Genomic DNA, 25,038 nt, shown 5'->3' on the forward strand with positions numbered 1-25,038 from the left:
TCAATGAATGCCCAAAAGCGTCATGAAATTTTTGCACGCCTACAGGCGGAAAACCCACACCCCACGACCGAGCTAAACTGGAGTACGCCCTTTGAACTACTGGCCGCCGTGCTGCTTTCCGCACAGGCCACGGACGTTGGGGTTAATAAGGCAACCGCTAAACTTTATCCGGTGGCTAATACCCCCCAAGCCATTATTGACCTGGGCATTGATGGGCTAAAACAGCATATTAAAACCATAGGTCTATTTAACACCAAAGCTGAAAACTTGATGAAGACGTGCCACCTGCTGGTTAATCAGCACGGCGGTGAGGTGCCGCAAACCCGCAAAGAACTGGAAGCGCTGCCCGGTGTTGGACGAAAAACGGCTAACGTAATTCTTAACACGGCCTTTGGCCAGCCCACCATGGCGGTGGATACGCACATTTTTCGCGTTTCCAATCGTACGGGACTTGCCAAAGGCAAAGACGTGGTGGAAGTTGAGCAAAAACTGCTGCGCCATGTGCCTAAAGCGTTTTTGCAGGACGCTCACCACTGGCTAATCCTCCACGGACGCTATACCTGTATTGCCCGCAAACCCCGCTGCGGTAGCTGCATTATTGAAGATCTGTGCGACTATAAAGAGAAAACCGAGCTTGGTTAAACGCCCAGACTAACAATAAGAGTATGCTGATGCCCTCGCCTACCAAACCGCTTTACAACCAACCTATTACTCAGCGTATTGATGCGCTGTTAAACCTTTCCAAACAGCACGCCAAGCACTATTGCAGCCCCAGTGCCTGGCTGGCACGCCAGCGCTATGTGGCACAGCATCCCACGTCAATCATCGTAATGAAGTGTATGGATGGGCGCATTCATATTCCCCACGCAACCCGCACGCCGCTCGGCATTATCACCCCGTTTAGGAATTTAGGCGGTATTTTTGATTTAGGCTGGCCTTACTTAGGGGAGCTATTAACCGACGCAGTACTGGATGCCGCGAAAGCGGGCAACCCCACGCTGATACTCATCACATATCACTTTTCCAGCGGGCATCAAGAGCGTGGCTGCGCAGGATTTAACTGTGATACGGAGGCCGCCAAAGCGCATGCCTACGCCGTAGCCAAGCAGGCCGGCCAGCTGTTTGGTACTGATCACCAGCAGGTTTACCCGCTGGTATGCGGGTTTGAAACCGACAGCGACGCGCTGATACTCCACGGCCCTCAGGGCGAGGTATTGGACAGTCGTGAACTTGTCGGTCTGCCGCCAGAGGCCTTAAGCACTCGGCTGGTGAGCCTCTGCCCCGATATGCCGGAAGAGATTCAACGCGACCTGCTTCCCTTGTTGGAAGGCAACGTGGCCCACGTTAGCGAGCTACAGAACATAGAGCGGAATTTAGATATTGAACACCGCGAATGGGTGATTTGTGTAGGCCGCGGCTTTGACTTCCTTCACCTGCCGAATACCGCGCTAATTATCGGCCCTTACGGGCCTGATTTAGCCGAACCCATAGGCACCGCCGCCGCGATCATTGACGCTAACATGCGCGCCGGACGCATTCCCGACGACGGTTTTATGCTGCTCGCTTCAACCCCTTACCAGCATAGCGGGGTAGATCGCGCGCGGGCGGAAATGAAGTCCCGCTTTCTGTCAGATTTCGCCGAACGGGTGATACAGCGGGAACACCCAATACTTGCCCAAAAAATGCGCCGCCATACGGCGGTGGTGCACTGGCCAACCCGTCGATTAGATTCCCTTGATTAATCGCTTACACGCTTTCAGCTATTCACTTCGCCTACTACAAGATTGCGATAAGCACCCCGCCACTGCGGCCACTGCCATGGGGTTGTGTCCAGCGATGGGGGCTGGTGATCGGGCTTCGTCAACCATGTATATAGACGTTCATACAGCCCATTACGCGTTCCGTCATAGCGGTACTCATCGGGGTAAAGCGCGGGAAAGCAGAGTCTATCTGGCACAAGCGGCAGTGCCCCACGCTGGGCGGCTTCCATAATCGCCAACCCTTGGAACTCATGCCACGTGGTTGAGACCACAATGCCACCGCTGTTAAGCAGTGCGCGGTACGCTGGTTCTGGCTGCGGCCCCCAACTAACCGTTTGCTTAGCTAGGCGCTGCTCTGCCTCGGCAAAAATGGGCGGCACATCACGGAAGCGTTGCCCTAGCACTGCCAACTCAAACGGCACCCGTTGCTCGCTTAGCGTGAACAGAACCGCGAAAAAATCCTCTGGGTTTTTATCGTACTCCCAGCGATGATTCCAAATGATACGCCGTGGGTTGGCATTCGCCCGTGGGGCATTATCTACCGGCACGATAGGAACCGGCAGCACCTTTGACCGCTGACGCAGCTGCTCCAAAGGCTTCGCGGCAGGTAGATTTTCTGGCATTTTCTTTAGGAAGCGGCGTGCACCGTCAAAAAATGAGTCCCGATTATAGGCTGTGTTGAAGACCACCGTGTCCGCCGCCAGCGCTGCATAGAGGTTAACCATCTTGGCCTCTACCTGGGGCATCTGCTCGCTAGATTCGGGGTAGGCAAATTGATTCTCGTGAAAGTAAACAATTTTTCTAGCCTGCCCTAGCTGAGGAAACAGCCCCACGAGCGTTGCGATATCGACCATCGAGGTTGCCAGCACCACATCATAGGGCTGGCTTAGGGTGTCATGCTCCTTGAGCCACCAGCTCAGCGGATTGCCGCGAATTCGCCACGAAAAATGGCGGGGTGGTAGCGTGAGTACCGTCCAAGAAAACTCATCAAGCGCTGTCATTAAGCTTTGTGCCCAATAACGGTGACTCACCGCCTCGTAGGCGGATAATAAAAGTACCCGCATTAAAAGCCCTGTTGCTCGAGTTTTTCCGCCAGCATCTCTAACACTTCAATGCCTTGCACGTCGGTTGGTAACCAGGGCAGCGTCGGCCGCGGCAAACGTTCGAACAGTTCATCAATACGCGTTAGATAGGTGGCCTCCTGCTCCCGGCGTGCCTGAAGGAAGTCACCGTCTGCTTCTACAGGTATCAGGCGATTGATCAACACGCCTGCAACCGGAATATGCACATCTTCAAGGGCTTTCACGGCACGATCAGTTTCTAAAATCGGCAGTCGCTCAGGCGTCATCACAAATAAAAAGCTACACGCTTTGGCATCTTCGATACGTCTTCTGGCTTGATGGAAGAGCCGTCGGCGATCAATAAGTGTTTTCGCCACATCCCGAGTGCGTTCATCTAAATCATCCAACGGATCGGTCGTTGGGTCGTCGAAAGGGGTTGCGACATCGCGCCCACGCTTGGGCGTTAAATGCTCCAGCACCTTGCCTAGCTCCGCCGATTTGCGGTTATGAGCCAACAGCCCGTCTGTCCAAGCTGCCATCGCTTCTGGCAGCGTTAAAAGTCGCAGCGTGTGTCCGGTAGGCGCCGTATCAAAAATGATCAGGTCATAGGGCGCGCTATCATCCACCATCAGCCGCGCTAAACGCTCCAGCAACGCAGCCTCCTGGGTGCCCGGTGACTGCCGGGTTAGACGCATCTGACGCTCAAGCTCTTGCATCATTTCAGGCGCAGCATAGCGGCGCATCTGCTTCACCACCCGAGCCAGATGCGCCTCTACCTCGATATCGGGATCAATCTCCATGGCATCCAAGTTGGGTAGTAAACGCCTTGGGATATCCGATAAGCTGCGATCAAACACATCACCCAGACTGTGCGCCGGGTCGGTGGAAACCACTAAAACGCGCCTTCCGCGGCTAGCGGCCAGCACCGCTAATGAGGCCGCGACGGTGGTTTTACCCACGCCTCCCTTGCCGCCTACCCAGAGCAGGCGACGGTTAAGAACTGCTTGCATGGTAACTCCCCCAGTGAGATGGCTTAACGCGCTGCGCCTAGCTAGCCGCTATTAACAGCAGCGGAAATGGTCTAACGGTGAGTGCTCCATTCCCATCCGCTGATGCCAGTCATGGAAACGCTCTAATAACAGCGGCTGTAGCTCCAGCGTGTAGTAGCCTGCAGGGTTTTCAAGGCCCATCATTTCAGAGAACACCAGCAGCATGAATAGGTCATCTTCGTCACGCCGTGCCCGAGCAATAGCACCCCGATAGCGAGCGCTATAAACCTCTTCGGTAAAAAAACGGGCTTGGTCTAACCAAGCCCGTAATTTATCGCGACGCGACGACGACCCGTTGGTTGGGTCATCGTGCATAACGTTACCTCTCTTTTCGCTGAATAGCGTCGTTTACGACGCGGTTAATCACTTTGCGCGGCCATCTCAGCACGGGAGCGCTTCAGCGCAGCCGCACACTCCATCGCGACCATAATAGCGGCAATCAACACCACAACATCCAGCACCAAAAGGAACATATTGCCCTGATTCCAGAACGTACGCAGCTGGATTAGCAGCGCAAGGATGGTCATCACCAGGAGGAAGCAGAGTGGCGCCAAGGTGAACCACATGGGGCGCTTCATACGCACCAGCATTACCGTAATCACCAGTAGCGTTAGACCAGCCAGGAGCTGGTTGGTAGTACCAAAAAGCGGCCAGATAATTAAACCGCCCGAGCCGTCTGCACCACCGGCACCAAAGGCGAGCAGCAAACAGCTACCTACCGCTAACCCGGTGGCAATAGCAGGCTTTTTCATCCACTGCTGGTTATAAATATCTCCCCACTCTTGGAAGATATAGCGCTGCAGGCGCAGCCCAGTGTCCATGGTAGTACCTGCGAACAGCGCAGCCATAACGGTTAACAGCGTAGCCGCCGTTGCTTCAGGCAGGCCAATACCGTTATGAATGATAAAGGCACCCCCTTCAACAAAGGCATTTACACCGCCCTGGCCGAAGGCACTGTACATCGCTTGCCAATCACCCAGAGTGGCAAAGCCGGCGGTAGCTGCCAAAATCGCGGCCAGCGCCAGCATACCCTCGCCCACTGCGCCGAAGTAACCCACAAATCGCGCGTCGGTTTCTTTGTTGAGCTGCTTGGATGTTGTTCCCGAGGAGACCAACCCATGAAAGCCCGAGATAGCACCACAGGCGATTGTCACAAACAGTAAGGGGATTAACGACGGCGTACCTGCCGGAACATCGCTGTTAAAAGCAGGCGCAACCAGCGTTGGATTTAACAGCACCAAGGCACCGTACAAAATAATCAGACCGATAAACAGCTGTAAGCCATTAATGTAATCACGCGGCTGCAAAAGCATCCACACAGGCAGTAACGACGCAATCGCTGCGTAGCCAAACAGGATTAAAATCCAGACGGCATTGCCCGACATTCCACCTACTTCAGCGGGCATTTGGATAGGAACCGAGGGTCCAATGCCAATCAAAAGATAAAGTGCTGCCACACCGATAATAGAAACCATCGGCAGGCTAAGAATACGGCGATAGATTAACTGCCCTATGATAAGCGCTACAAGGATCGCCCCCCAAACCGGCACGACAGCGCTTGAGAAATTCATCATTAGTCCAGCGATGACAACGGCAAAAACGGCGTTAACCATCAGCAACACTAAAAATATGACAATCATGAAGATACTGCGCGCCCGTTTGCCAACAACATCGCCGGTTAGGGCACCGACTGACTTCGCCTTATTGCGCACACTGGCCCAAATAGCGCCAAAGTCGTGTATCCCCGCAAAAAAAATCGTACCGAATACAACCCATAAAAAAGCGGGTGCCCACCCCCAGATGACGGCAATAGCAGGCCCGACAATGGGCGCAGCACCGGCGACCGACGTAAAATGGTGGCCCCATAATACAAAGCGGTTGGTGGGTACGTAATCCACACCATCCTCAAACTCATGGGCAGGGGTTTTAAAATCAGGATCTAACTGGTAGATCTTGTCGGCAATAAACTTAGAATACACAAAGTACCCTAAGGCCATTGCACCAAGACCTACTACCAGTAGGACAATAGCACTCATGGACGCAGCTCCTTTGGTAATTTCTCTTTATTGTTGACAATATTCATTAGCTTATTGCCACTTAACCATAGTGATGTCCTAAAGCGCTTACGTCTATGTTGCAGCGTAAGACTTCTTTTGAATTAAGCCCAAAGTTGTATAAATATAAAGTTGTAGTGCCGCTATCCGCGAATAAAGGCTAGGCTGAGCCATAAAATAATCAGCACGTGAGAAACACATGCCTACCCTACTATTGCTGTTTTTGTGCGCATTGCTGCTTGGCGCAGCGACAGGCTACCTATTTCGCTTTACTAAGCGCGGCGCCACATTGCGCCCATCAAGACTGATGACTATTGGTATGTTAGGAGGTGTTGTCGGCACCATTGTTTTTCAATTACTTGTAAACACCACAGGGGCACCTCTATGGTTGCTACCACTACTGATTGTTTCCCAAGTGTGGCTATGGCTGGGGCCATTCGGCCCTAAGCATCATGCAAGTTAGTACTTGTTTGGCCCCCTTTTCAGGTGCACACGTCGAAGGTCGTCTTGGCCCCACCGCCGAGCCTACCTAAACTCCTTGGATAACCCACTACAATATGAACAGGGAGAGAGGCATGGCCAAAGTGCTGGTGGTCGATGACGAACCCAACATTGTGCTGTCGTTAGAGTTTCTAATGGAGCAAGCAGGCTTTGAAGTTATCACCGCAGAAGACGGAGAGCAGGCACTAGAACAAGTCAATAACACCTCTCCCGACCTTTTGCTGCTGGATATTAGCCTACCCGGCATGAGCGGCTTTGATGTGCTTGAGCGTCTGCGTGGTCAAGAAGCTACTGCCCAACTGCCGATTATTATGCTTACCGCCCATGGGCGCGATGTTGAACGCGAAAAGGGCATGGCCCTGGGCGCTGACGACTACATCACCAAACCGTTTTCAACTCAATCGTTGGTTGAAAAAGTTAAAGCCCTATTAACTGAGGAGCAGCCATGACCAAAGGCGGGCTGCCCAAGCGTCAACGTTTAATTGGCTTATGGCTTCTTCTCAGCGGCATTAGTCTACTAGGCGGCGCAATTTTTGCGGCGTGGCTAGATGCTCAGCTGGCACCAACGGGTTTAACACGGCTGGCGTTATGGCTGGGCAGCTTTTCCGGCGGCGCCACAATTTTTCTGGTGGGGTTACTGCTCGAGCGCATGCTGTTTACCCCGCTTCGCCACCTTCAAGTACAGTTGGCCCGTCTAGTCGCCAACCCCGATGCTCGGGATGAACACCCCCCAGAGGGCTGGCTAAAAGCGCTCGCCCCCGATTTGCGCCGAGTGCGCGAAAGCTGGCGCGTTGACCGCAGCCGCCTTGCCACTGCCCATACCGAGGGCGCCCGCAGCGCGGCGCGGATTCGCCAGGAGCTGGAAACGCTTTTACAAGTGCTTGAAACACCGCTACTACTGTGCGACCACCACCGTCGACTGATGCTTTTTAACCAAGCGGCAGAAGACTTTTTTGTCGGTAATACCGGACTCGGTTTAGGTAAACGGCTGGAAGCCCTGCTGCCAGTCGGCAGCTTACAGAATGCTCTTAGCCAGCTGCCCAGCGACGGCTCGCCCAGGGAGCTGCTAACCCCCTGCGATAACCGCTGGTTGAAAGTGATGCTTCGCCGCGTGCCGGGCAGCGACGGTGAAACTTTACTCACCTTTAGCGATGCCACGGCCTCCTGGTCTAATGAAATGGGCGTACGCGCCGAGTTGGCAAATATGCTTACGCCGCTTCGCCAACATACCGCTAGCCTTACCAGTGCCGCTGATGCTCTGATTCAACTACGCCATCAGCACGATGCTGACACGTCGCGGCTGCGCCAACGCTTTGAAAGGGTCATTCACGAAGAGGGCACTACGCTCGGCGAAAACGTCGCCAAAATTGGCCAGCTGCTGGACGATTTACAGCACCAGGGCGAACGGTTAACGCCGATGTGGTCAAACGATTTCTGGCAGGCGCTGGATGAACGCTTAGATCCTGAGCACCGTTTGATCACCCCGGTGGGTATGCCTGCCTGGTTTAAGGGCGATGCCCCGGCACTCATCGCCCTTTTTGATTCATTGGTAAAGCAGCTAAGCGCCCACCTCCCCGACAGCGGCTTTGAAGGTGAAATATGCCTGGGTAACAAGCGCGTCTATTTAGACCTTATTTGGCAAGGCAAAGCGTTACCCGAACATGAGCTTGCCGCATGGCAGCATCAGCCTATTGCCAGCCTACCGCTAACACCCAAAGTGGCCGATGTACTGCGCCAGCATGCAAGCGACATTTGGAGCCTGGCGGATGATGATGGCATACATGCGCGACTGAGAATGCCACTGCCTGCCATAGAGCGGGTCGGCGCGCCTCGAGAGCAAGCGCCACCGCGGCCAGAGTTTCATGACTTTGGTATCGCTGATTTGCCGCCCCCCGATGAGGCATTAGCCAACCGCTCGCTGCGCAGCTTGGATGTAGTGGCCTTTGATACCGAAACCACCGGGCTTGAATTACGCCGTGGCGATACGGTGATCAGCTTAGGAGCTTGCCGAGTCGTGAATGCGCGCCTGCTGGCTAGCGACGTGTTTGACCAAAAGGTTGACCCCAACCGGCCTATCCCACCGGCAAGCACCGCTATTCACGGCATTATCGATGCCGATGTCGCTGGCGCCCCACCACTGGATATTGTGCTGACTCACTTTCGCAGCTACATAGGCGAGGCCGTTTTGCTAGCCCACAACGCCGCCTTTGACCTTCTTGCTATTAGCAATAAAGGAGTCGCGTTTGATAACCCGGTGATCGACACTCTGCTTATCTCAAGGGCGCTTGACGAAGCGCTGGACGGGCATGACCTGGATAGCCTTGCCAAGCGTTACGATTTGGCGTTTCCGCCCGGCACCCGCCATACGGCATTAGGCGATGCCAGGGTAACCGCCGAGCTATGGCTTGCGCTGCTACCCCGCTTAGAAGCTCGCGGCATTGACACGCTGGAGCAGCTGCTAACGCTGCAAGCCAATGCATTTGACCGACAGGATGCCAGCGCCTCATGAAACCTACCGGCGGACAATCGCGTAAAACAGAGCGCTTAACGGCGCTAGTAGCCCTTACCCTGCTGCTGTTCTGTCCACCGCTGATTATTGTGGTAGATCGCTTGCCCTCCTCTAATGTGGGTTGGCTACCGCTCTATCTGTTTCTTGCCTGGACAGTCGTCATTGGGCTAGCCGCTTGGCTGATGGAACATCGCGCGAGACGCTAACCATGCGTACAGACCCTATTATTCTCGGCACCGCCTTTGGCTACTTAGCGCTACTCTTTGTGGTAGCCGCCTGGGGCGATCGGCGAGCCGAACAGGGGCGCTCACTGATTGGCTCGCCAACCGTTTATGCGCTCTCTATCGCGGTATACTGCACGGCCTGGACTTTTTACGGCAGCGTGGGGCGTGCAGCAGAGCACGGCCCCAGCTTCTTATTGATCTACCTTGGCCCTACCCTGGCCATGCTGTTGGCCCCCTCGGTCATTCGCAAAATGGTGCGCATTGCGGCACGGCAGCGAATCACCTCCATTGCGGACTTTATCAGCGCACGCTACGGAAAAAACTCTACTCTTGGCGCACTTGTAGCCCTTATGGCGCTGATCAGTATCACGCCTTACATAGCCTTGCAGTTAAAAGCCATCACCGTTAGCCATGCAGTTTTGATCAACTACCCTCACACCGCCGATACCACCCTGGTGGATGAGCGGTTTTGGATGGACAAGTCGCTTTGGGTCGCGTTGGTATTAGCTGTTTTTATTATTCTATTTGGCACCCGCCACTTAGATGCCAGCGAGCGACACGAGGGCATGGTGGCTGCTATTGCGTTAGAGTCACTGGTGAAGCTGGTGGCGTTTATGGCTGTTGGCATCTTTGTCGTATTCGTTATGTTTGAAGGACCCGCAGCGCTCTTTGCCGAAGTGGCCGCCACCCCCGCCCTGATTGACAGCATGAGCTTAGAGAGCGTCCCAGGAGGTGCTACTGGCTGGGTCGGTATGCTAGCCCTCGCCTTCCTAGCGTTCTTAACCCTGCCGCGACAGTTCCAGGTCTTGGTCGTAGAAAATGTCGATGAGCAGCACCTAACGCGAGCCAGCTGGCTATTCCCCCTTTATATGCTGTTGATTAACCTATTTGTTATTCCCATTGCCCTGGCAGGTTTACTCTTGGGCGTCAGCGCGGGTGATCCAGACAGTTTTGTACTGACCCTTCCGCTTTCCGCCGGGCTAGAGGGCTTGCCGCTGCTGGTATTCATTGGTGGGCTTTCTGCCGCTACAGGCATGGTCATCGTGGAAACTATTGCGCTCTCCACCATGGTGAGCAACCAGCTAGTGATGCCGCTACTGCTCCGCTCTAAGCGGCTGCATCTAAGTACAAAAGGCGAGCTGGCCGGCTGGCTATTAGGCATACGACGTATCGCCATTGTGCTTATCCTACTACTGGGGTACCTCTACCATGCGCTGATTGGCGACTCCTACAGCTTAGTGACCATTGGTCTGGTCTCTTTTGCAGGCGCCGCTCAGTTTGCTCCCGCCTTGCTTATTGGTCTTTACTGGCGGGGTGCCACTCGCCAAGGGGCTACCCTTGGCTTAATTGCAGGCTTTCTCGTCTGGTGCTACACCCTTTTACTGCCCGGCTTTGCCCAGTCTGGCTGGCTAAGCGCTACGTTAATCACCGAGGGGCCCTGGGGTATTGCCTGGCTGATTCCCTATGAACTGTTTGGGTTAGAAAACTGGGATATTTATAGCCACTCCTTGCTGTGGAGCATGCTCGCCAACGTAGGGCTTCTGGTCGGCGTTTCGCTATTTACCCGCCCCTCTCCTCTAGAACAAACCCAGGCTGCGCTGTTTACCGAGGCCATGCATCCTAATTTACAAACCACCTCACTATGGCATGGGAAAACGACGCAAGGTGCTTTGAAAGAGTTGTTGGTGCGCTATTTAGGCGAGCAAACCACGCAGCGAGTATTCCGACGCAGTGGCAGCCCCCACCCCTTCGTGCCTGATGACACTGCCCCGCCTGAGTTAATTACCCGCGCAGAGCAGGCGCTGGCGGGTGCGCTGGGCAGCGCATCAGCACGAGTTTTGATTAACTCGGTAGTACGCGGTGAAGCGCTGGATATCGAAGCCATTTTGAGCATCTTAGATACCACCTCTCAAACCATCGAGTACAACCGCCGGCTTGAGCAAAAGTCCCAAGAGTTAGCGCAAATTGGCGAAGAGCTTCGTAATGCGAACGAGCGGCTACGCGAACTGGATCGCCTTAAAGATGAGTTCGTCGCCATGGTCAGCCACGAGCTGCGTACACCGTTAACGTCTATTCGCGCTTTTGCTGAAATTCTGCGGGATAGCGGCCAGCTACCTGATGAGAAACGCAAGCACTTCTTGGGTGTCATCGTGCATGAGAGCCAGCGGTTATCCCGTTTGATTGAGGAGATATTAGACTTAGCCCGCTTGGAAAGTGGCCGCTTAACGCTCAATCCAGAGCCTCTTGATCTGGCTGCACTTGCACGACACAGCATCAGCGCGATTGCTCATCTGCATGAAGAGCACGGCATCGCGTTAGACGTTGCGATTGAGGCAGACCCCGCCATGGTGATTGGCGACCACGACCGTTTAGAGCAGGTGATTATTAACCTGTTAGATAATGCGGGTAAATTCGCCGACCGTCAGCAACCCAAGGTACGCTTGGCACTCTACCACCACCGCCGACATTTCCGCTTAAGTGTTGAGGATAACGGGCCGGGTATTGGCATCGAAGAGCGAGAACGAGTATTTGAGAAATTCCACCAAATACAACAAGATGACGAACTTCCTAAAGGTAGACCCAAAGGCAGCGGCTTAGGCTTACCTATTAGCCGAGGCATCATTGCTCATCTCGGTGGTCGGCTATGGGTAGAAGATGCTAAACAGCTAGGCGGCGCCTGTTTAACATTAGAATTGCCCGCGGCCCCGGATGAGGACGATGGCAAATAGCGTCCATGAAGCAATGCTGATAACGCAGCGTCTCAGCCTCATCGCAGCGAATAGATGATTTGCACGCGGCTCAACGCTGGCCTCTGACACTCTGCACAAAGGCTTTAACCTGCTGTAGATCAAACTTCAACAGCAACGCTTCATCTTCACGCAGGCGGCGAAGATCAACCCAGCCATCTGCCGCCTGACCACGTGATTTGTTGTAACGCTGTTGCTCCAGCAGGCACTGCTGAAAACGCTCAAACGCAGCGATCAGCAGATCCGCTTGGTCTAAACTCACTCCATCCGCCTCATGACTCAGCGCCATCAAGCGCTCTCGGGTACCTATTTCATGCCGCTTATGCCGCAAGCATAATAAACGCAGAGCACTAATGAGTGGCAGTAACCCCTGATGTTTCAGGTTAATCGCGTAACGATGAGGCGCCTCTAAGCGTGGGCTAGATGCAATGCGGCCAAGCCGGTCTAAAGCAACCGGCAACTCATCAAGCAGCAATGCCATTTCATCCATAAATAGCGAGGCTTGAGGCAACGTTGTTGAGACAATATCCGCCAATTGTCCAGCAAGCGCCGAATTGCCTGCCACAGGCGTAAAATCAAGCAAAATATTGGTTTGCTGCACCCGCTTAACGCGCCGATCCGCACTCCATATTTCCAGTTGCAAGCGCCACTCGCTTAGCCGTTTCCGCCACATCGGCCAGCGGGCCATAACGTGCCCACGACACAGCGGTATTCCCGCCTCATCCAAGCGCTGGGTAAACCGCTCGCCAAGGGCTTGAAAGTAGCCGTCAATTTCAACGTGACGTTCATCAGGGTAATCATCAATGATTAGCGCATTATCTTGATCCGGGCCGAGCAGGCTTTCATACCGCGCCGCCGAGCCGAGCATCACTACACAATAATCCACGGGGGGGGCACCCCAGCCCTGGGCACGCATTTCGTTTAGTGAGAGCGCTATCGCTTGTTGGTAGAGCCACGCATTGTGGTCGCTGAGCACTTGACTGATACGCCATGCGGGTATGTCATAGCGCGCCAAGGCTTCCACTAGTCGAAGTTGGCTAGCGTAGGAATCCGCCAGTGTTAGATGTGGAACAAAAAGTCGGGAAACAATGCTTTCTAACGGCGTGGTGAAAGCGAGAGGATCAAACTGGCCACTTTTGTTTATTATGGAGCGCCATGGTGAGGCCTGATACACAAAACGCATTCGCCTCTCCTTGGCTTAATGAGTGGCTGTTGTCATTGCAACACATAGTAGCGTTGTTTTTAATAGCGATGTTTTCGGGTTCTCAAACTTGCCCTTCACGCCGAGGGTCGGGAGCAAACATGGCATCGCCTACTTCATCAATATAGCGCTGCGCTTTAGTGACCATCATCGCATCGCAGGCTTCTCGCCCAGGCAGCATATCAGATCGTTCAAACCGATGTTCTTGGGTAACACCCTCGCTATCTAGCTTACGAATCCAACCGCTTACTCGATATTGGCCGCTTTGGTTATCGGGCTGTGAAACGATTAAATACTCTTTGTACTCGACCGGGTCGGCCGCTTTGGTAGCGCTCTCTGCAACCCCCTGACTACCGCTTCCAAAAAGACCTGAAAGTAGTTTTTTTAGCATAAGTGGTTCCCCTGCAATAAAAACGGCCAGCTGCGCGCTGGCCGCTTAACGCCTAATTAACTCTGCTGACGCCCTTTACCCGCGGCAATACGCAAGCGCAGCGCATTTAGCTTGATAAAGCCTTCTGCATCTTTCTGATTATAAGCACCCGCATCGTCTTCAAACGTGGCGATGGACTCATCAAACAGCGACTGCTCCGACTTACGGCCAACCACAATGGCGTTGCCTTTGTAAAGCTTCATGCGTACGACACCACAAACGTTTTTCTGCGTTTCGTCAATGGCAGCTTGTAGCATGCGGCGCTCTGGGCTCCACCAGTAGCCGTTGTAAATGACTTCTGCATATTTCGGCATCAGCTGATCTTTCAGATGTGCTTCTTCACGGTCAAGGGTCAGCGACTCAATGGCACGGTGGGCGCGCAGCATAATCGTGCCCCCTGGCGTTTCGTAGCAGCCGCGAGACTTCATGCCTACATAGCGGTTTTCGACGATATCTAAACGACCGATACCGTTGTCACCACCAAGCTTGTTAAGTTTTTCCAGTACTTCGTGGGGCTTATGCGCTTCACCATCGATGGCAACGATGTCACCTTTCTCAAAGGTAAGCTCCACGTAGGTGGGCTGTTCCGGGGCGGCTTCAGGGGAAACGCTCCAGCGCCACATATCTTCTTCTGCTTCGGCCCAGGGGTCTTCCAAAATGCCGCCCTCGTAAGAGATATGCAGCAGGTTGGCATCCATAGAGTATGGCGATTTTTTCTTCTTATTAGAAAAATCGACCGGAATGTTGTGCTCTTCGCAGTAGGCCATCAGCTTCTCGCGAGAAGTGAGATCCCACTCGCGCCAAGGCGCAATGACTTTAACACCCGGTTTTAGCGCGTAACCGCCCAGCTCAAAACGGACTTGGTCGTTACCTTTGCCCGTAGCGCCGTGTGAAATAGCATCGGCACCGGTTTCATTGGCAATTTCGATCAGGCGCTTGGCAATCAGCGGGCGAGCAATGGAGGTACCCAGCAGGTACTCGCCTTCATAGATGGTATTGGCGCGGAACATTGGGAAAACATAGTCCCGCACGAATTCTTCACGGAGGTCTTCGATGTAGATCTCTTTCACACCCAGCGCTTGCGCTTTAGCACGGGCGGGTTCAACTTCCTCCCCCTGACCGATGTCGGCTGTAAAGGTCACTACCTCGCAGTTGTAGGTCTCTTGCAACCACTTAACGATTACGGATGTGTCCAGGCCGCCTGAATACGCCAGCACAACCTTTTTGACATCGGACATTCTTGACTCCTTGTGTAGGGAAAGCAGTTCACCAAAAAATATAGCGCGGCACGCTATGTGCTAACACAAACCAGTTACCACAATCTATTAGTATAGCGCTCTCAATGCTCAGCGAATACCGTCAACGACGCCTTGGGGGTAAAGCTGCTAGAATCACACCATTCATTGCGGTGGCTTGCTGCACACCCTATCCGATTACTCGCTTTACTAAGGAGAGCTGCATGAGCGAGGCAATTGCCCGCGAATTAATGGCCCAACGTTTTCGCAGTTACCTGCCGGTTGTCATTGATTTAGAAACGGGTGGGTTCAATGCCCAAAACGACGCCGTACTTGAGATTGCAGCCGTTACGCTCACCATGGACTCAGAGGGTAATTTATTGCCCGATGCCACGTATGCCTATCATATCCACCCCTTTGAAGGGGCGAACGTTGAACAGTCTGCGTTGGACTTTACCGGCATTAATCTGGACGACCCGCTGCGCCGTCAAGTGGCGCTTACGGAGTCAGAAGCATTGGGGGAGCTTTTTCGCCCCATTCGAAAATCCATTAAAGCCCACGGCTGCTCACGTGCCATTTTGGTGGGCCACAACGCGGCTTTTGATCACAGCTTTTTAAATGCGGCGGCTAATCGCTGTGATGTAAAGCGAAACCCGTTTCATCCGTTCTCAAGTTTTGACACGGCAACACTGGCGGGCTTTGTATATGGACAAACCGTACTTGCCCGCGCGTGTCGTGCAGCAGGTATCGATTTTGATAACAAAGCCGCCCACTCTGCTCGCTATGACACCGAACGCACCGCTGAGCTTTTCTGCGCCATGGTGAACCGCTACAAAGATTTAGGCGGCTGGCGGCTAGCTCAGCAAGAGCAAGAGTTGGATATAGGCGACTAGTCCGCCTAATGCAGCCGCTGCCGCTTTACGCTAAACTTTGCACTGTTTGCGATGGGCTAGCCAAGAAAAGCCAAAATGCTTTTTTTTGCAAAGCCCACCTGCTTTTAGTTGTTAGTCATCAAGCACGCCTTAAGCGCGCTTAAATTATCTGTTTTTAGGAGATGAGACGTTTCCATGGCTCAGCATAATGCCTTTTACGCCCAATCTGGTGGCGTTACCGCCGTCATCAATGCCAGCGCCTGCGGCGTTATCGAAGCATGCCGGCAGGCCCCGGAGCAGATTGGTAAGGTGTACGCCGGTCATAACGGCATTATCGGCGCCCTAACGGAAGACCTCATCGATGTGTCGCAAGAAAGCGATGAAGCCATTGCCGCCCTACGCCACACGCCTGGCGGCGCGTTTGGCTCATGCCGCTACAAACTGAAGGATATCGACACCCATCGCACGCAGTACGAGCGCTTGATTGAAGTTTTTAAAGCGCATGATATTCGTTATTTTTTCTATAACGGCGGTGGCGATAGCGCTGATACCTGCTTAAAAGTCTCGCAGCTATCTGAAAAGCTAGGTTACCCGCTAACAGCGATCCACGTTCCTAAAACAGTGGATAACGATCTGCCGATTACTGATAACAGCCCCGGCTTTGGCAGCGTCGCTAAATATATCGCCACTTCTACTCAGGAAGCTTCGCTGGACGTCGCGTCCATGTGCGCAACGTCTACAAAAGTGTTTGTACTTGAGGTCATGGGGCGTCACGCAGGTTGGATCGCCGCTGCAGGCGGCTTGGCAGGCGCGGGTGAAGGCGAGCCACCCCACCTGATTATCTTCCCCGAAATTGCGTTTGACCGCAGCGCCGTCATGAAGCGGGTAGAAGAGAGCGTCACCAAGTATGGTTATTGCGTCATTGTGGTCTCGGAAGGCGCTCGCTATGCCGACGGTACTTTCCTGGCCGATGCGGGCAACACCGATGCGTTTGGCCACCGCCAACTGGGCGGCGTTGCCCCTACGCTGGCTGGAATGATTAAGCAAGATTTGGGCTATAAGTATCACTGGGCAGTGGCAGACTACCTGCAACGCGCGGCACGCCACCTTGCTTCTAAAACGGACGTCGATCAGGCGTATGCAGTGGGTCGTGAGGCCGTTACCTTGGCGCTGGCGGGCAAAAACTCCATGATGCCGGCTATTCGCCGCATCTCTCAGGAGCCCTACCAGTGGGATGTTATTTCTGCTCCCTTGGCCCAAATCGCCAACCAGGAGAAATTTATGCCGCGGGACTACATCAGTGAAAATGGCTTTGCGATTACCCAAGCTTGCCGCGATTACTTATCACCACTGATTCAAGGGGAAGACTTTCCTCCCTTTGAAAATGGTCTGCCCAAGGTAGCTAAATTAAAGCTGGCGAAAGTGGAACAAAAATTGCCTGCTTTCACACTGTAAGCACTTTCGGTTTGTGACGAGCATGTAAAAAGGGGCGATGCCGTAAAAGCATCGCCCCTTTTGCATGCTTAGCGCTTTTTAAAAGCAACTTACCTTAGCAACCACGACAGCACGAGCAACAGCAGCAGGATGCCTGCGACGCCTTGCCAAAAGCGTCGGGGCTCTTGGCGAACTTCCTGTTTAACTGGCTGACGCCCCAGGGGGACTCGTAATGCATGCAGAAACTCTGACATTCGTCTAAAACGCAGCGCACGCTGTGGGTCCAATGCTCTACGTAGCGCCTCGTCAAGGTCAGAGGTGATTTCAGGATTTGTGGTGCGCGCACTGCGGTAGCTCAGTTCTTCCAGATCGGTATGGCTGCGCAGGCGGTTAGGCGTTAGCACATAGGGAAGTGCACCGGTCAACAGCCAGTACACCGTTGAAGCCAACGAGTATTGGTCGCTGCGGCGCCCAATACTATCCCCCAGGGCATACTCTGGGGCCGTATGTTCATTAAAACCAATTTGGCGCAGCAGCTCCCCCGAGTGGCGATGCCCGTCGACATCACGCATGTGGCAAGCGCTAAAATCAGCCAAAATCAGCTTGCCGTGGGTGTCGATCAAAATATTATCCGGGGTGATTTGCTGATGGATAATGTCACGGTGGTGCAACGCTTGCACCGCTTTACCCAACTGGTTAGCAATATCTAAACGCTGCACTAAGCTCGCCTGAGGATGCCGTTCCGCCCACTCTCGTAGCGTTTCACTTTCGATATACTGCATAAGATAGTACAGATAGCGGCGCGGGCGGGAGGATTCAACCACCTTCACCACGAAGGGCGACTTCACCCGCTCCACCACCCACTGCTGGAGTAAAAAGTGCTCCAAGTAGGCGTTACGTAGAGACAGCTCTGGACTTGGCGCTTTCATTACCATGTCACGTTCTGAATGAAGGTCACGCACGCGGTAGACACGGGATTGTGCATTACGCGAGAGCACTTCCTGGACTTCAAAACCATCGAGACGCTCGCCTACCGACAACTCAGGCGGTATGGGCAAATCTCCATACATTTGCCCAGGGTGATCATTCGCCTCTTCCGGCAACTCATCAATGCGCACCAGCTGAAAACAGAACTGGTCGCCTCCGTAGCCTCTCTCCTGGGCACGCTGTTTTGCTTCATTAGCGAGACGCTCACAGGCAGCATCTAAATCACTGGCATCCTGACGAATTAAACGTACGTAGTCAGAAGGCAGTAGCGTTCCCCTAACGCCCTGGGTAGTGAATACAAAAAGATCGCCCTGCTTCAATGCCAGCTGGGTATAGTCGATATCCACGCTTCCATCCATTCCCAGCGCTCGCGATGGGTAGCGATAGCCGCCTATATCGGTTACGTGGTCACGTGTCAGCTGTTCAAACTCAGCACCACGCAATCGAAACACTAGCGTATCGCCCATATGGAACAGTTCTGCTTCCCGCCCTCGAAACACGATCGCAGATAGTGAAGAGACAAAACTGCCCTCTTTTACATGCTGGCTTTGACTGTAACACCAGCCATTTAAGGCCCGAAGCACGCGTGTTGCCGACGTTTTAGTATCCCAGTGATCCGGGGTCGAGTAGTAGTCGGCTAAAAAGCCACGCACGCTTAAATCGCCAGCCTGCTTCGCCATGGTGTTTCGTGAGATAGAGTCACTGATCACCGCGCAGACACCTTTCACATTCAAAAGAGGTTTTTCGGGCAGCCGCACCGACATAGAACTACGGTGTTGGCGCCTATCCGGGGCAACAAAGGCTTGTCCGTAACTGATTAGCAACTGGGCGTGCGCCAACTCATCCTCCTAGGCTTACCTCTTAATGGGAATCCCCACAGCTAGCGCTTATGATACACGCTGGCGGTACGAAACGATGCCCGCCAAACGTCGCTACCCCCATAAAAACAGCCACCTTTAGGCCACCAGTGAGATGTATCGATTGCACACACCTATGTCGCATTGGTAATCCAGCAGCCATCTTCGTATAATTCTTCGCCATTAATGCAATGCATCAATGCACCTACTGCTTAGTCACTGCACTACATAAGCCAAGGAACCAACGATGAACTTCGATAATATCCCCGCTGGAAAAGATCTGCCCAACGACCTTTACGTGGCCATTGAAATTCCTGCCAACCATGCGCCGATTAAATATGAAATCGATAAAGACATGGGCGCCCTTCTCGTTGACCGTTTCATGGCTACCCCCATGTTTTATCCGGCCAACTACGGTTTTATTCCTCACACCTTAGCTGATGACGGTGATCCGTTAGACGCGCTGGTTGTAACACCGCACCCGGTAGCGCCAGGTAGTATTATCCGCGCGCGTCCGGTAGGCATTTTGAACATGACGGATGAAGCCGGTGAAGACGCCAAACTTGTCTGTGTGCCGCACCCTAAACTAAGCACGCTATATGATGATGTTCACGAAGTCACCGACCTTCCTGAACTGCTGCGCCAGCAGATCGCACACTTTTTCGAGAACTACAAAGACCTCGAAAAAGGCAAATGGGTCAAAGTAGAGTCTTGGGAAGGCGTTGAAGCTGCTCGCAAAGCAATTGAAAAATCTGCAGCGGCCTACCAAAAAGCCTAAAGGCTGGGTTAATGAGTCTGAAAAGGCTGCCCCTACGGGCAGCCTTTTTACGTTGATAGCCGATTTTGTTTAGGACAACACGCTTGATGATTAACGCAGCATGAAGCACCGCGTCACGACACCGCAGCAGCTACGCTAGCACTGAGAGGTGCGATATGCTTCTGCTCAGTTCATGCACCCGTTAACCTGCACAAGGATACATCGTGTTACCCATCAAACGTTTCAGCCTGCTTTTATTGCTTTGCTGGCTCCCAGTTCTGGCGCAGGCTCAGTGGTTTTCCGCCTCTAACAATCAAAGCGATTTTTTACCTGTTTTAGAGGCGTTTCAGCCAACAGCTTGGCATAACGGCGAGACGCTTTTCATCGGTATCGATATTGCTGATGAGTACTATCTTTATCGCCATCAACTTGCGGTCATTAGTGAGCACGATCGCGTTACTTTAGAACAACCCATCATCCCCCAAGGCACCTTTACCAACGATGAGTTTATGGGCGATGTTTACATTTTTCGCGACAGCATGGTGTTTGAAGCGCCCTTTTCTGAGGCCCACAGCGGCCCTCTCGATATTGAGCTAACCTTTCAAGGCTGTGCGGACGCCGGCCTGTGCTACCCGCCTGAACGTATTACCCTGGAAGCCAGCGAAACATCACCACCCGCCAGATTTGTTAACTGGGAGGCAGACTCTCCTGCACAATCAAGTGCACCGGCAGAACAGAGCAGCGTCGGTGGTTCAAGCGTTAGCGCTCCACAGAGTCAGGACAGCCGTTTTAGCGCACTCATCAGCGAGGCTAGCCTACCACTGGCGCTTGGCCTCTTTTTCCTCGCCGGTATTGGGCTTACTTTTACGCCTTGCGTACTGCCAATGATCCCTATTTTGTCCTCCATTGTCGTTGGACAAAATCCCACCAAGCCCCGTGCGTTCGCCCTATCGGCCAGCTATGTGCTGGGCATGGCCTCCACCTACGCCGTCGTCGGCATCTTGATGGGCTTGTTTGGCGCTGGGCTGAATCTGCAAGCCCATTTGCAGTCTGCGCCGGTACTTATCACGTTCGCCCTGCTGTTTACGCTATTCGCACTTGCCATGTTTGGCGCGTTTAATTTGAACGTTTCCCCACGCATAGCTAGCCGGGTAGATGCTTGGCAAGCCCGCGCGCAGCAGAGCGGCCCTGCCGGGTTAGCGCTGGCAGGCGCGCTCTCGGTGCTGGTCGTCTCTCCTTGCGTGACCGCACCGCTAGCCGGCGCCCTGGTATTTATCTCCTCCACCGGCGACGCCATGATGGGAGGCGCCGTTTTATTCGCGCTGGGACTAGGTATGGGCGTGCCATTACTACTAGTCGGCACGTTTGGAACAACGTTACTTCCCCGTACCGGCGCATGGATGAACGGTATTAAAATTGCCTTTGGTTTGTTGATGCTAGGTGTCGCCATCTGGATGGTTGAGCGCTTAGTGGCGCCATCAGTAGCCCTTTTACTCTGGGCTGCGCTGGCCATTGGCAGCGCACTCGTGCTGGGCGCGTTAAATACTAACCAACCCCTCGGCTGGCCTCGGGCGCGCCAAACATTAGGTCTTTTACTGCTTGCCTGGGGCATTGCTTTGGTATTTGGTGCAGCACAGGGTGGCAGTAACCCGCTGCGTCCGCTGACGGTTTCAGGTGGACAAACCGAGGCCATGACCCAAGCCCTCTCTTTTCAAGAAGTAGACTCGCTTAGCGACCTGGAAATGGCCTTAGCGCAAGCTGCGCGCAATCAGCGCCCTGCCTTCGTTCACTTTACTGCTGAATGGTGTATATCCTGCAAGCTAATGGAGCGTGAAGTGTATCCCCACCCCGATGTCAGCGCCGCATTGAACGATTTTCAGCTGATAGCGGTCGATGTGACCAGCACCGACACGCAAAGCCGAGAGCTGCTAAATAACTTCAATCTATTTGGCCCACCTAGCCTGCTGTTTTTTTCCGAGGGTGAAGAAATTCGTGATGCGCGCATCCAGGGCGAAGTTACCGCTGAGCAGCTTGCACAACACCTGTCGTCGTTTAAGCGTTGGCAGCAAGGCTAGGCACGAAAGCAGTCCTTTAAGCGCGCCTTTTAGGTGGTTGTGTCGCGATCGTCGTCAAACAGTTGTTTAATTTCTTAATAACGAGCATGTCTCGCCCACTGCTGGACATGCTCACACTTTTTCGGCACACTCCGCACCCATATTAGCTAAAAATGCATTTTTTACGGCTGAGCAAAGGGTAACGTTCGCCATCGTGCAGCGTTCTTTTCATTTTTAACTCTGGTTTACTGCGCTCTTTTAAGCGTCATGGCATAGGCAACTCGTTTTTGCTTGCCTACCCTGTAGAAACCTTTAACTCCGACTGGGGCCACTATATGGATATTCGTAAAGTTAAGAAGTTGATTGAGTTACTCGAAGAGTCCAACATCAGCGAAATTGAAATTCAAGAAGGCGAAGAGTCCGTCCGTATTAGCCGCCATCCGAATGGGGCAACCTGGCAGCCCCAGCCAATGCCTCAATACGCCCCGCAAGCCCCCTATCAGCAAGCGCCTGCTGCAAATCCTGCTCCTGCTACGGCTGAGCCCCAAGAATCCAGCTATCGCGGTGAAGCCGTTCACTCCCCCATGGTGGGTACGTTTTACCGTAGCCCGGCACCGGGCGCGAAAGCCTTCGTTGAAGTGGGCGACACTGTGAAGCAAGGCGATACGGTATGCATCATTGAAGCGATGAAAATGATGAACCAAATCGAAGCCGACCGCGACGGCGTGGTTGAAGCCATCCTAGTGGAAGATGGCGAGCCGGTGGAATTCGATCAGCCTATGATCGTCATCGCTTAATCTTTCATATCAACACGGGTGGATTCTCCCATGCTGGACAAGGTACTTATCGCGAACCGCGGCGAGATTGCCCTCCGTATCCTACGGGCCTGTAAAGAACTGGGCATTAAAACCGTAGCGGTACACTCCAAAGCTGACCGTGAACTAATGCACGTTCGCTTAGCAGATGAAGCCGTATGTATCGGGCCGGCATCGTCAGCGCAATCTTACTTAAACATTCCGGCGTTGATCAGCGCCGCCGAGGTGACTGACTCCACGGCCATTCATCCTGGTTATGGTTTTCTGTCAGAAAACGCCAACTTTGCTGAACAGGTAGAACGCTCCGGCTTTACCTTTATTGGCCCCCGTGCTGAAACGATTCGACTAATGGGTGACAAGGTCAGCGCTATTCAGTCGATGAAGGAAGCAGGCGTTCCTACCGTACCCGGCTCAGACGGCCCCTTAGGTGATGATGACGCTACCAATTTAGCCACGGCACGCCGAATCGGCTATCCGGTGATCATTAAAGCGGCTTCCGGTGGTGGCGGTCGTGGCATGCGCGTAGTGCATACTGAAGGCCACTTGCTATCAGCCATTACGGTAACCCGCACAGAAGCACACGCCGCTTTTGGTGATGGCACGGTTTACATGGAAAAATTCCTTGAAAAACCGCGCCACGTCGAAGTCCAAGTGCTTGCTGATGGCCAGGGCAATGCCATTCATTTGTATGACCGCGACTGCTCGCTACAGCGCCGTCACCAAAAAGTACTGGAAGAAGCCCCCGCACCTGGCCTTGACCCTGAGGCCCGTGCTCAAGTGTTGGAAGCGTGTCGCCAAGCGTGCATCAAGATTAATTATCGTGGCGCAGGCACCTTCGAATTCTTGTATGAGAATGGCGAGTACTTCTTTATCGAAATGAACACCCGTGTTCAGGTAGAGCACCCTGTGACCGAGATGGTGACTGGCGTAGACATCGTTAAAGAGCAGCTGCGCATCGCCTCTGGCCTGCCTCTCTCGATTCGTCAGGAAGATGTAAAACTTAATGGCCACTCCTTTGAGTGCCGGATTAACGCTGAAGATTCACGCACGTTTATGCCCTCACCGGGTAAGGTAACGCTGTTTCACTCGCCCGGCGGTCTCGGCGTACGTATGGACTCGCATCTCTACACCGGCTACACCGTGCCCCCCCACTACGATTCACTTATCGGTAAACTGATTACGTGGGGAGAGGATCGCGAAATCGCCTTGACGCGGATGCGTAATGCACTCGACGAACTATTGGTAGAAGGTATTAAAACCAATATCGACCTGCAAAAAGACCTCGTCCGTGACAGCTACTTCCGTCAAGGCGGCGTCAATATCCACTACCTTGAGAAGAAGCTCAGCAGCTAACAGAGCCCAGTCATCGTGACGCTCTGAACCAGTCACACTAGGTAGGTATGGCTAAACGGGGTGGCGACAGCCACCCCGTTGCTGTCTTTAGCAATCCTAGCGTTCCCAATGTACTGCTATGTAATTAAAAAAGCGGAGATCCCCATGCCCTGGCTTCAACTCAAAGCTCACGTTGCCCCCGAGCAAGCGGATCTGCTCGAAGAGCTGCTGCTCGCCGAAGGTGCCACCGCCATCGGTCTACAAGATGCCCACGACGATCCTGTCTTCGAGCCAGAGCGAGGCACGACGCCGCTATGGCAAGATACGATACTCACCGGCTTATACGACGACCTTGAAGGCATTCATGAAATGCTAGGACGGATTGAAGCCGCCTGGGCTGAGCAATTGCCCAGCGAACCTTGCCCTACTATCGAATATGAGCTGCTCGCTGACCGAGACTGGGAAAGAGAGTGGATGGACGACTTCACTCCCCTACGCATGGGCGAGCGACTCTGGATTGTGCCTAGCTGGCATGAACCACCGGAAGCCGACGCCGTTAACCTCATTCTCGACCCCGGCCTCGCGTTTGGCACCGGCACTCACCCCACAACAGCCCTTTGCCTGGAGTGGCTGGACAGCCTAGCCGTTGCCGGGCAGTTGCAAGGAAAAGAAGTGCTGGATGTCGGCTGTGGCTCAGGAATACTTGCCATTGCAGCGCTAAAGTTAGGCGCCTTGCATGCTGATGGTACAGATATCGACCCCCAAGCCCTGCAAGCGAGCCGAGATAACGCCGAACGCAACCACATTAATGACGAGCAACTGGCACTTTACTACCCCGAACAGCTGACAAGCGGCCCCTACCCCGTGGTGACCGCTAATATTCTGGCGGGCCCCCTGGTTGAGCTATCTCCCATGATTGCTGGCCACGTCGCCCCAGGCGGGCAGCTTGCCTTATCCGGCATTTTAGCTAACCAAGCCAACGACGTGCTAGAAGCCTACCAAGCTCAAGGACTCATCATGGAAGAGCCGACACTTCGTGAAGGTTGGGTACGTTTATCCGGAAGGCGACCGGCTTAATCACGTTTACGGCCTTCACCCCATCGCCGAGTAGGCGTATCATACGCCCCCTTGAAACGCCTACCCGTCGATTTCATGCAGA

The 25,038-nt window shown here is 53.7% G+C and carries 21 protein-coding genes; 13 read left to right on the forward strand and 8 right to left on the reverse strand.

The features are described 5' to 3' along the window. The first annotated feature begins 3 nt into the window (after window positions 1–3). Together nth and LG301_RS08230 are read left to right on the forward strand one after the other, a co-directional pair. The gene (gene nth / locus LG301_RS08225; RefSeq protein WP_263068668.1) at window positions 4–642 is read left to right on the forward strand and encodes an endonuclease III; all 639 of its coding nucleotides are present in this window, start codon (window positions 4–6) and stop codon (window positions 640–642) included. A gap of 29 nt (window positions 643–671) precedes the next feature. Then, window positions 672–1,742 (forward strand): hypothetical protein, encoded by a 1,071-nt coding sequence (locus LG301_RS08230; protein WP_404475001.1) that lies wholly within the window; start codon window positions 672–674, stop codon window positions 1,740–1,742. Between the two features lie 14 nt (window positions 1,743–1,756). On the opposite strand, the gene LG301_RS08235 is transcribed toward LG301_RS08230, so the two are convergent. The 4 genes from LG301_RS08235 to LG301_RS08250 are packed head-to-tail and all read right to left on the reverse strand — an operon-like array spanning window position 1,757 to window position 5,906. Further along, on the reverse strand, window positions 1,757–2,824 hold the full coding sequence (locus LG301_RS08235) for a DUF3524 domain-containing protein (RefSeq protein ID WP_404475003.1): 1,068 nt from the start codon (window positions 2,822–2,824) through the stop codon (window positions 1,757–1,759). After that, a complete protein-coding gene (locus tag LG301_RS08240; protein ID WP_404475005.1) occupies window positions 2,824–3,831 on the reverse strand; it encodes an ArsA family ATPase in 1,008 nt (335 codons plus the stop codon). The genes LG301_RS08235 and LG301_RS08240 overlap by 1 nt, the downstream gene beginning before the upstream one ends. A 51-nt stretch (window positions 3,832–3,882) precedes the next feature. Then, window positions 3,883–4,185 (reverse strand): cory-CC-star protein, encoded by a 303-nt coding sequence (locus LG301_RS08245; protein WP_263068665.1) that lies wholly within the window; start codon window positions 4,183–4,185, stop codon window positions 3,883–3,885. Window positions 4,186–4,229: 44 nt separating this feature from the next. After that, window positions 4,230–5,906 (reverse strand): carbon starvation protein A, encoded by a 1,677-nt coding sequence (locus tag LG301_RS08250; protein WP_404475007.1) that lies wholly within the window; start codon window positions 5,904–5,906, stop codon window positions 4,230–4,232. A 593-nt stretch (window positions 5,907–6,499) separates the two neighbouring features. On the opposite strand from LG301_RS08250, the gene LG301_RS08255 reads away from it, so the two are divergent. Genes LG301_RS08255 through LG301_RS08270 form a run of 4 tightly spaced genes read left to right on the forward strand, consistent with a single transcriptional unit; the run spans window position 6,500 to window position 11,887 of the window. Next, window positions 6,500–6,874: a response regulator transcription factor gene (locus tag LG301_RS08255; RefSeq protein WP_404475009.1), complete on the forward strand. Its 375-nt coding sequence runs from the start codon at window positions 6,500–6,502 to the stop codon at window positions 6,872–6,874. Beyond that, window positions 6,871–8,934, forward strand: a complete 2,064-nt coding sequence (locus LG301_RS08260; RefSeq protein ID WP_404475011.1) for an exonuclease domain-containing protein — start codon at window positions 6,871–6,873, stop codon at window positions 8,932–8,934. The genes LG301_RS08255 and LG301_RS08260 overlap by 4 nt, the downstream gene beginning before the upstream one ends. Continuing rightward, on the forward strand, window positions 8,931–9,140 hold the full coding sequence (locus LG301_RS08265; RefSeq protein ID WP_404475013.1) for a hypothetical protein: 210 nt from the start codon (window positions 8,931–8,933) through the stop codon (window positions 9,138–9,140). The genes LG301_RS08260 and LG301_RS08265 overlap by 4 nt, the downstream gene beginning before the upstream one ends. Before the next feature lie 2 nt (window positions 9,141–9,142). After that, on the forward strand, window positions 9,143–11,887 hold the full coding sequence (locus tag LG301_RS08270; protein WP_404475015.1) for an ATP-binding protein: 2,745 nt from the start codon (window positions 9,143–9,145) through the stop codon (window positions 11,885–11,887). 70 nt (window positions 11,888–11,957) lie between these two features. Here LG301_RS08270 and LG301_RS08275 read toward each other — a convergent pair whose 3' ends face one another. The 3 genes from LG301_RS08275 to LG301_RS08285 form a co-directional block, all read right to left on the reverse strand. After that, the gene (locus LG301_RS08275; RefSeq protein ID WP_404475017.1) at window positions 11,958–13,088 is read right to left on the reverse strand and encodes a DUF294 nucleotidyltransferase-like domain-containing protein; all 1,131 of its coding nucleotides are present in this window, start codon (window positions 13,086–13,088) and stop codon (window positions 11,958–11,960) included. 82 nt (window positions 13,089–13,170) lie between these two features. Continuing rightward, window positions 13,171–13,497, reverse strand: a complete 327-nt coding sequence (locus tag LG301_RS08280) for an HlyU family transcriptional regulator (RefSeq protein WP_404475019.1) — start codon at window positions 13,495–13,497, stop codon at window positions 13,171–13,173. A 56-nt stretch (window positions 13,498–13,553) separates the two neighbouring features. Further along, window positions 13,554–14,774 carry an argininosuccinate synthase gene (locus tag LG301_RS08285; RefSeq protein WP_404475020.1) on the reverse strand — a complete coding sequence of 407 codons (1,221 nt, stop codon included), beginning with the start codon at window positions 14,772–14,774 and terminating at the stop codon, window positions 13,554–13,556. A gap of 221 nt (window positions 14,775–14,995) precedes the next feature. Between LG301_RS08285 and rnt the strand changes: the two genes are divergently transcribed. Continuing rightward, the gene (gene rnt, locus LG301_RS08290) at window positions 14,996–15,664 is read left to right on the forward strand and encodes a ribonuclease T (RefSeq protein ID WP_404475022.1); all 669 of its coding nucleotides are present in this window, start codon (window positions 14,996–14,998) and stop codon (window positions 15,662–15,664) included. 174 nt (window positions 15,665–15,838) lie between these two features. Beyond that, window positions 15,839–17,098, forward strand: coding sequence for a 6-phosphofructokinase (locus LG301_RS08295; RefSeq protein ID WP_404475024.1), 1,260 nt, complete (start codon window positions 15,839–15,841; stop codon window positions 17,096–17,098). An 89-nt stretch (window positions 17,099–17,187) separates the two neighbouring features. Here the strand turns inward: LG301_RS08295 and LG301_RS08300 are convergent, their stop codons facing one another. After that, window positions 17,188–18,903, reverse strand: coding sequence for a protein kinase (locus LG301_RS08300; protein WP_404475026.1), 1,716 nt, complete (start codon window positions 18,901–18,903; stop codon window positions 17,188–17,190). 265 nt (window positions 18,904–19,168) lie between these two features. Here LG301_RS08300 and ppa point away from each other — a divergent pair, with 265 nt between their 5' ends. The 5 genes from ppa to prmA all read left to right on the forward strand — a co-directional run bounded on the left by ppa (window position 19,169) and on the right by prmA (window position 24,956). Continuing rightward, a complete protein-coding gene (ppa, locus tag LG301_RS08305; protein ID WP_404475028.1) occupies window positions 19,169–19,699 on the forward strand; it encodes an inorganic diphosphatase in 531 nt (176 codons plus the stop codon). A 203-nt stretch (window positions 19,700–19,902) separates the two neighbouring features. Continuing rightward, window positions 19,903–21,753, forward strand: a complete 1,851-nt coding sequence (gene dsbD, locus LG301_RS08310) for a protein-disulfide reductase DsbD (RefSeq protein ID WP_404475030.1) — start codon at window positions 19,903–19,905, stop codon at window positions 21,751–21,753. Window positions 21,754–22,067: 314 nt separating this feature from the next. Continuing rightward, window positions 22,068–22,529, forward strand: coding sequence for an acetyl-CoA carboxylase biotin carboxyl carrier protein (accB, locus tag LG301_RS08315; protein ID WP_404475209.1), 462 nt, complete (start codon window positions 22,068–22,070; stop codon window positions 22,527–22,529). Window positions 22,530–22,559: 30 nt separating this feature from the next. Beyond that, window positions 22,560–23,900, forward strand: coding sequence for an acetyl-CoA carboxylase biotin carboxylase subunit (gene accC, locus LG301_RS08320; RefSeq protein ID WP_404475031.1), 1,341 nt, complete (start codon window positions 22,560–22,562; stop codon window positions 23,898–23,900). 144 nt (window positions 23,901–24,044) lie between these two features. Beyond that, on the forward strand, window positions 24,045–24,956 hold the full coding sequence (gene prmA / locus LG301_RS08325) for a 50S ribosomal protein L11 methyltransferase (RefSeq protein ID WP_404475033.1): 912 nt from the start codon (window positions 24,045–24,047) through the stop codon (window positions 24,954–24,956). The last annotated feature ends 82 nt before the right edge of the window (window positions 24,957–25,038 follow it).

The sequence above is a fragment of the Vreelandella venusta genome (assembly GCF_044809155.1).
Taxonomy (GTDB): Bacteria; Pseudomonadota; Gammaproteobacteria; order Pseudomonadales; family Halomonadaceae; genus Vreelandella; species Vreelandella venusta_B.

Bases quoted from the DNA above. Each gene is read 5' to 3' on its own strand.
- ppa (WP_404475028.1), top strand. From the start codon at position 19,169: ATGAACTTCGATAATATCCCCGCTGGAAAAGATCTGCCCAACGACCTT.
- LG301_RS08235 (WP_404475003.1), bottom strand. From the start codon at position 2,824: ATGCGGGTACTTTTATTATCCGCCTACGAGGCGGTGAGTCACCGTTAT.
- LG301_RS08275 (WP_404475017.1), bottom strand. From the start codon at position 13,088: ATGCGTTTTGTGTATCAGGCCTCACCATGGCGCTCCATAATAAACAAA.
- LG301_RS08285 (WP_404475020.1), bottom strand. From the start codon at position 14,774: ATGTCCGATGTCAAAAAGGTTGTGCTGGCGTATTCAGGCGGCCTGGAC.
- LG301_RS08265 (WP_404475013.1), top strand. From the start codon at position 8,931: ATGAAACCTACCGGCGGACAATCGCGTAAAACAGAGCGCTTAACGGCG.
- rnt (WP_404475022.1), top strand. From the start codon at position 14,996: ATGAGCGAGGCAATTGCCCGCGAATTAATGGCCCAACGTTTTCGCAGT.
- LG301_RS08295 (WP_404475024.1), top strand. From the start codon at position 15,839: ATGGCTCAGCATAATGCCTTTTACGCCCAATCTGGTGGCGTTACCGCC.
- LG301_RS08255 (WP_404475009.1), top strand. From the start codon at position 6,500: ATGGCCAAAGTGCTGGTGGTCGATGACGAACCCAACATTGTGCTGTCG.
- nth (WP_263068668.1), top strand. From the start codon at position 4: ATGAATGCCCAAAAGCGTCATGAAATTTTTGCACGCCTACAGGCGGAA.
- accB (WP_404475209.1), top strand. From the start codon at position 22,068: ATGGATATTCGTAAAGTTAAGAAGTTGATTGAGTTACTCGAAGAGTCC.
- LG301_RS08270 (WP_404475015.1), top strand. From the start codon at position 9,143: ATGCGTACAGACCCTATTATTCTCGGCACCGCCTTTGGCTACTTAGCG.
- LG301_RS08240 (WP_404475005.1), bottom strand. From the start codon at position 3,831: ATGCAAGCAGTTCTTAACCGTCGCCTGCTCTGGGTAGGCGGCAAGGGA.
- LG301_RS08280 (WP_404475019.1), bottom strand. From the start codon at position 13,497: ATGCTAAAAAAACTACTTTCAGGTCTTTTTGGAAGCGGTAGTCAGGGG.
- accC (WP_404475031.1), top strand. From the start codon at position 22,560: ATGCTGGACAAGGTACTTATCGCGAACCGCGGCGAGATTGCCCTCCGT.
- prmA (WP_404475033.1), top strand. From the start codon at position 24,045: ATGCCCTGGCTTCAACTCAAAGCTCACGTTGCCCCCGAGCAAGCGGAT.
- LG301_RS08245 (WP_263068665.1), bottom strand. From the start codon at position 4,185: ATGCACGATGACCCAACCAACGGGTCGTCGTCGCGTCGCGATAAATTA.
- LG301_RS08230 (WP_404475001.1), top strand. From the start codon at position 672: ATGCCCTCGCCTACCAAACCGCTTTACAACCAACCTATTACTCAGCGT.
- LG301_RS08250 (WP_404475007.1), bottom strand. From the start codon at position 5,906: ATGAGTGCTATTGTCCTACTGGTAGTAGGTCTTGGTGCAATGGCCTTA.
- LG301_RS08260 (WP_404475011.1), top strand. From the start codon at position 6,871: ATGACCAAAGGCGGGCTGCCCAAGCGTCAACGTTTAATTGGCTTATGG.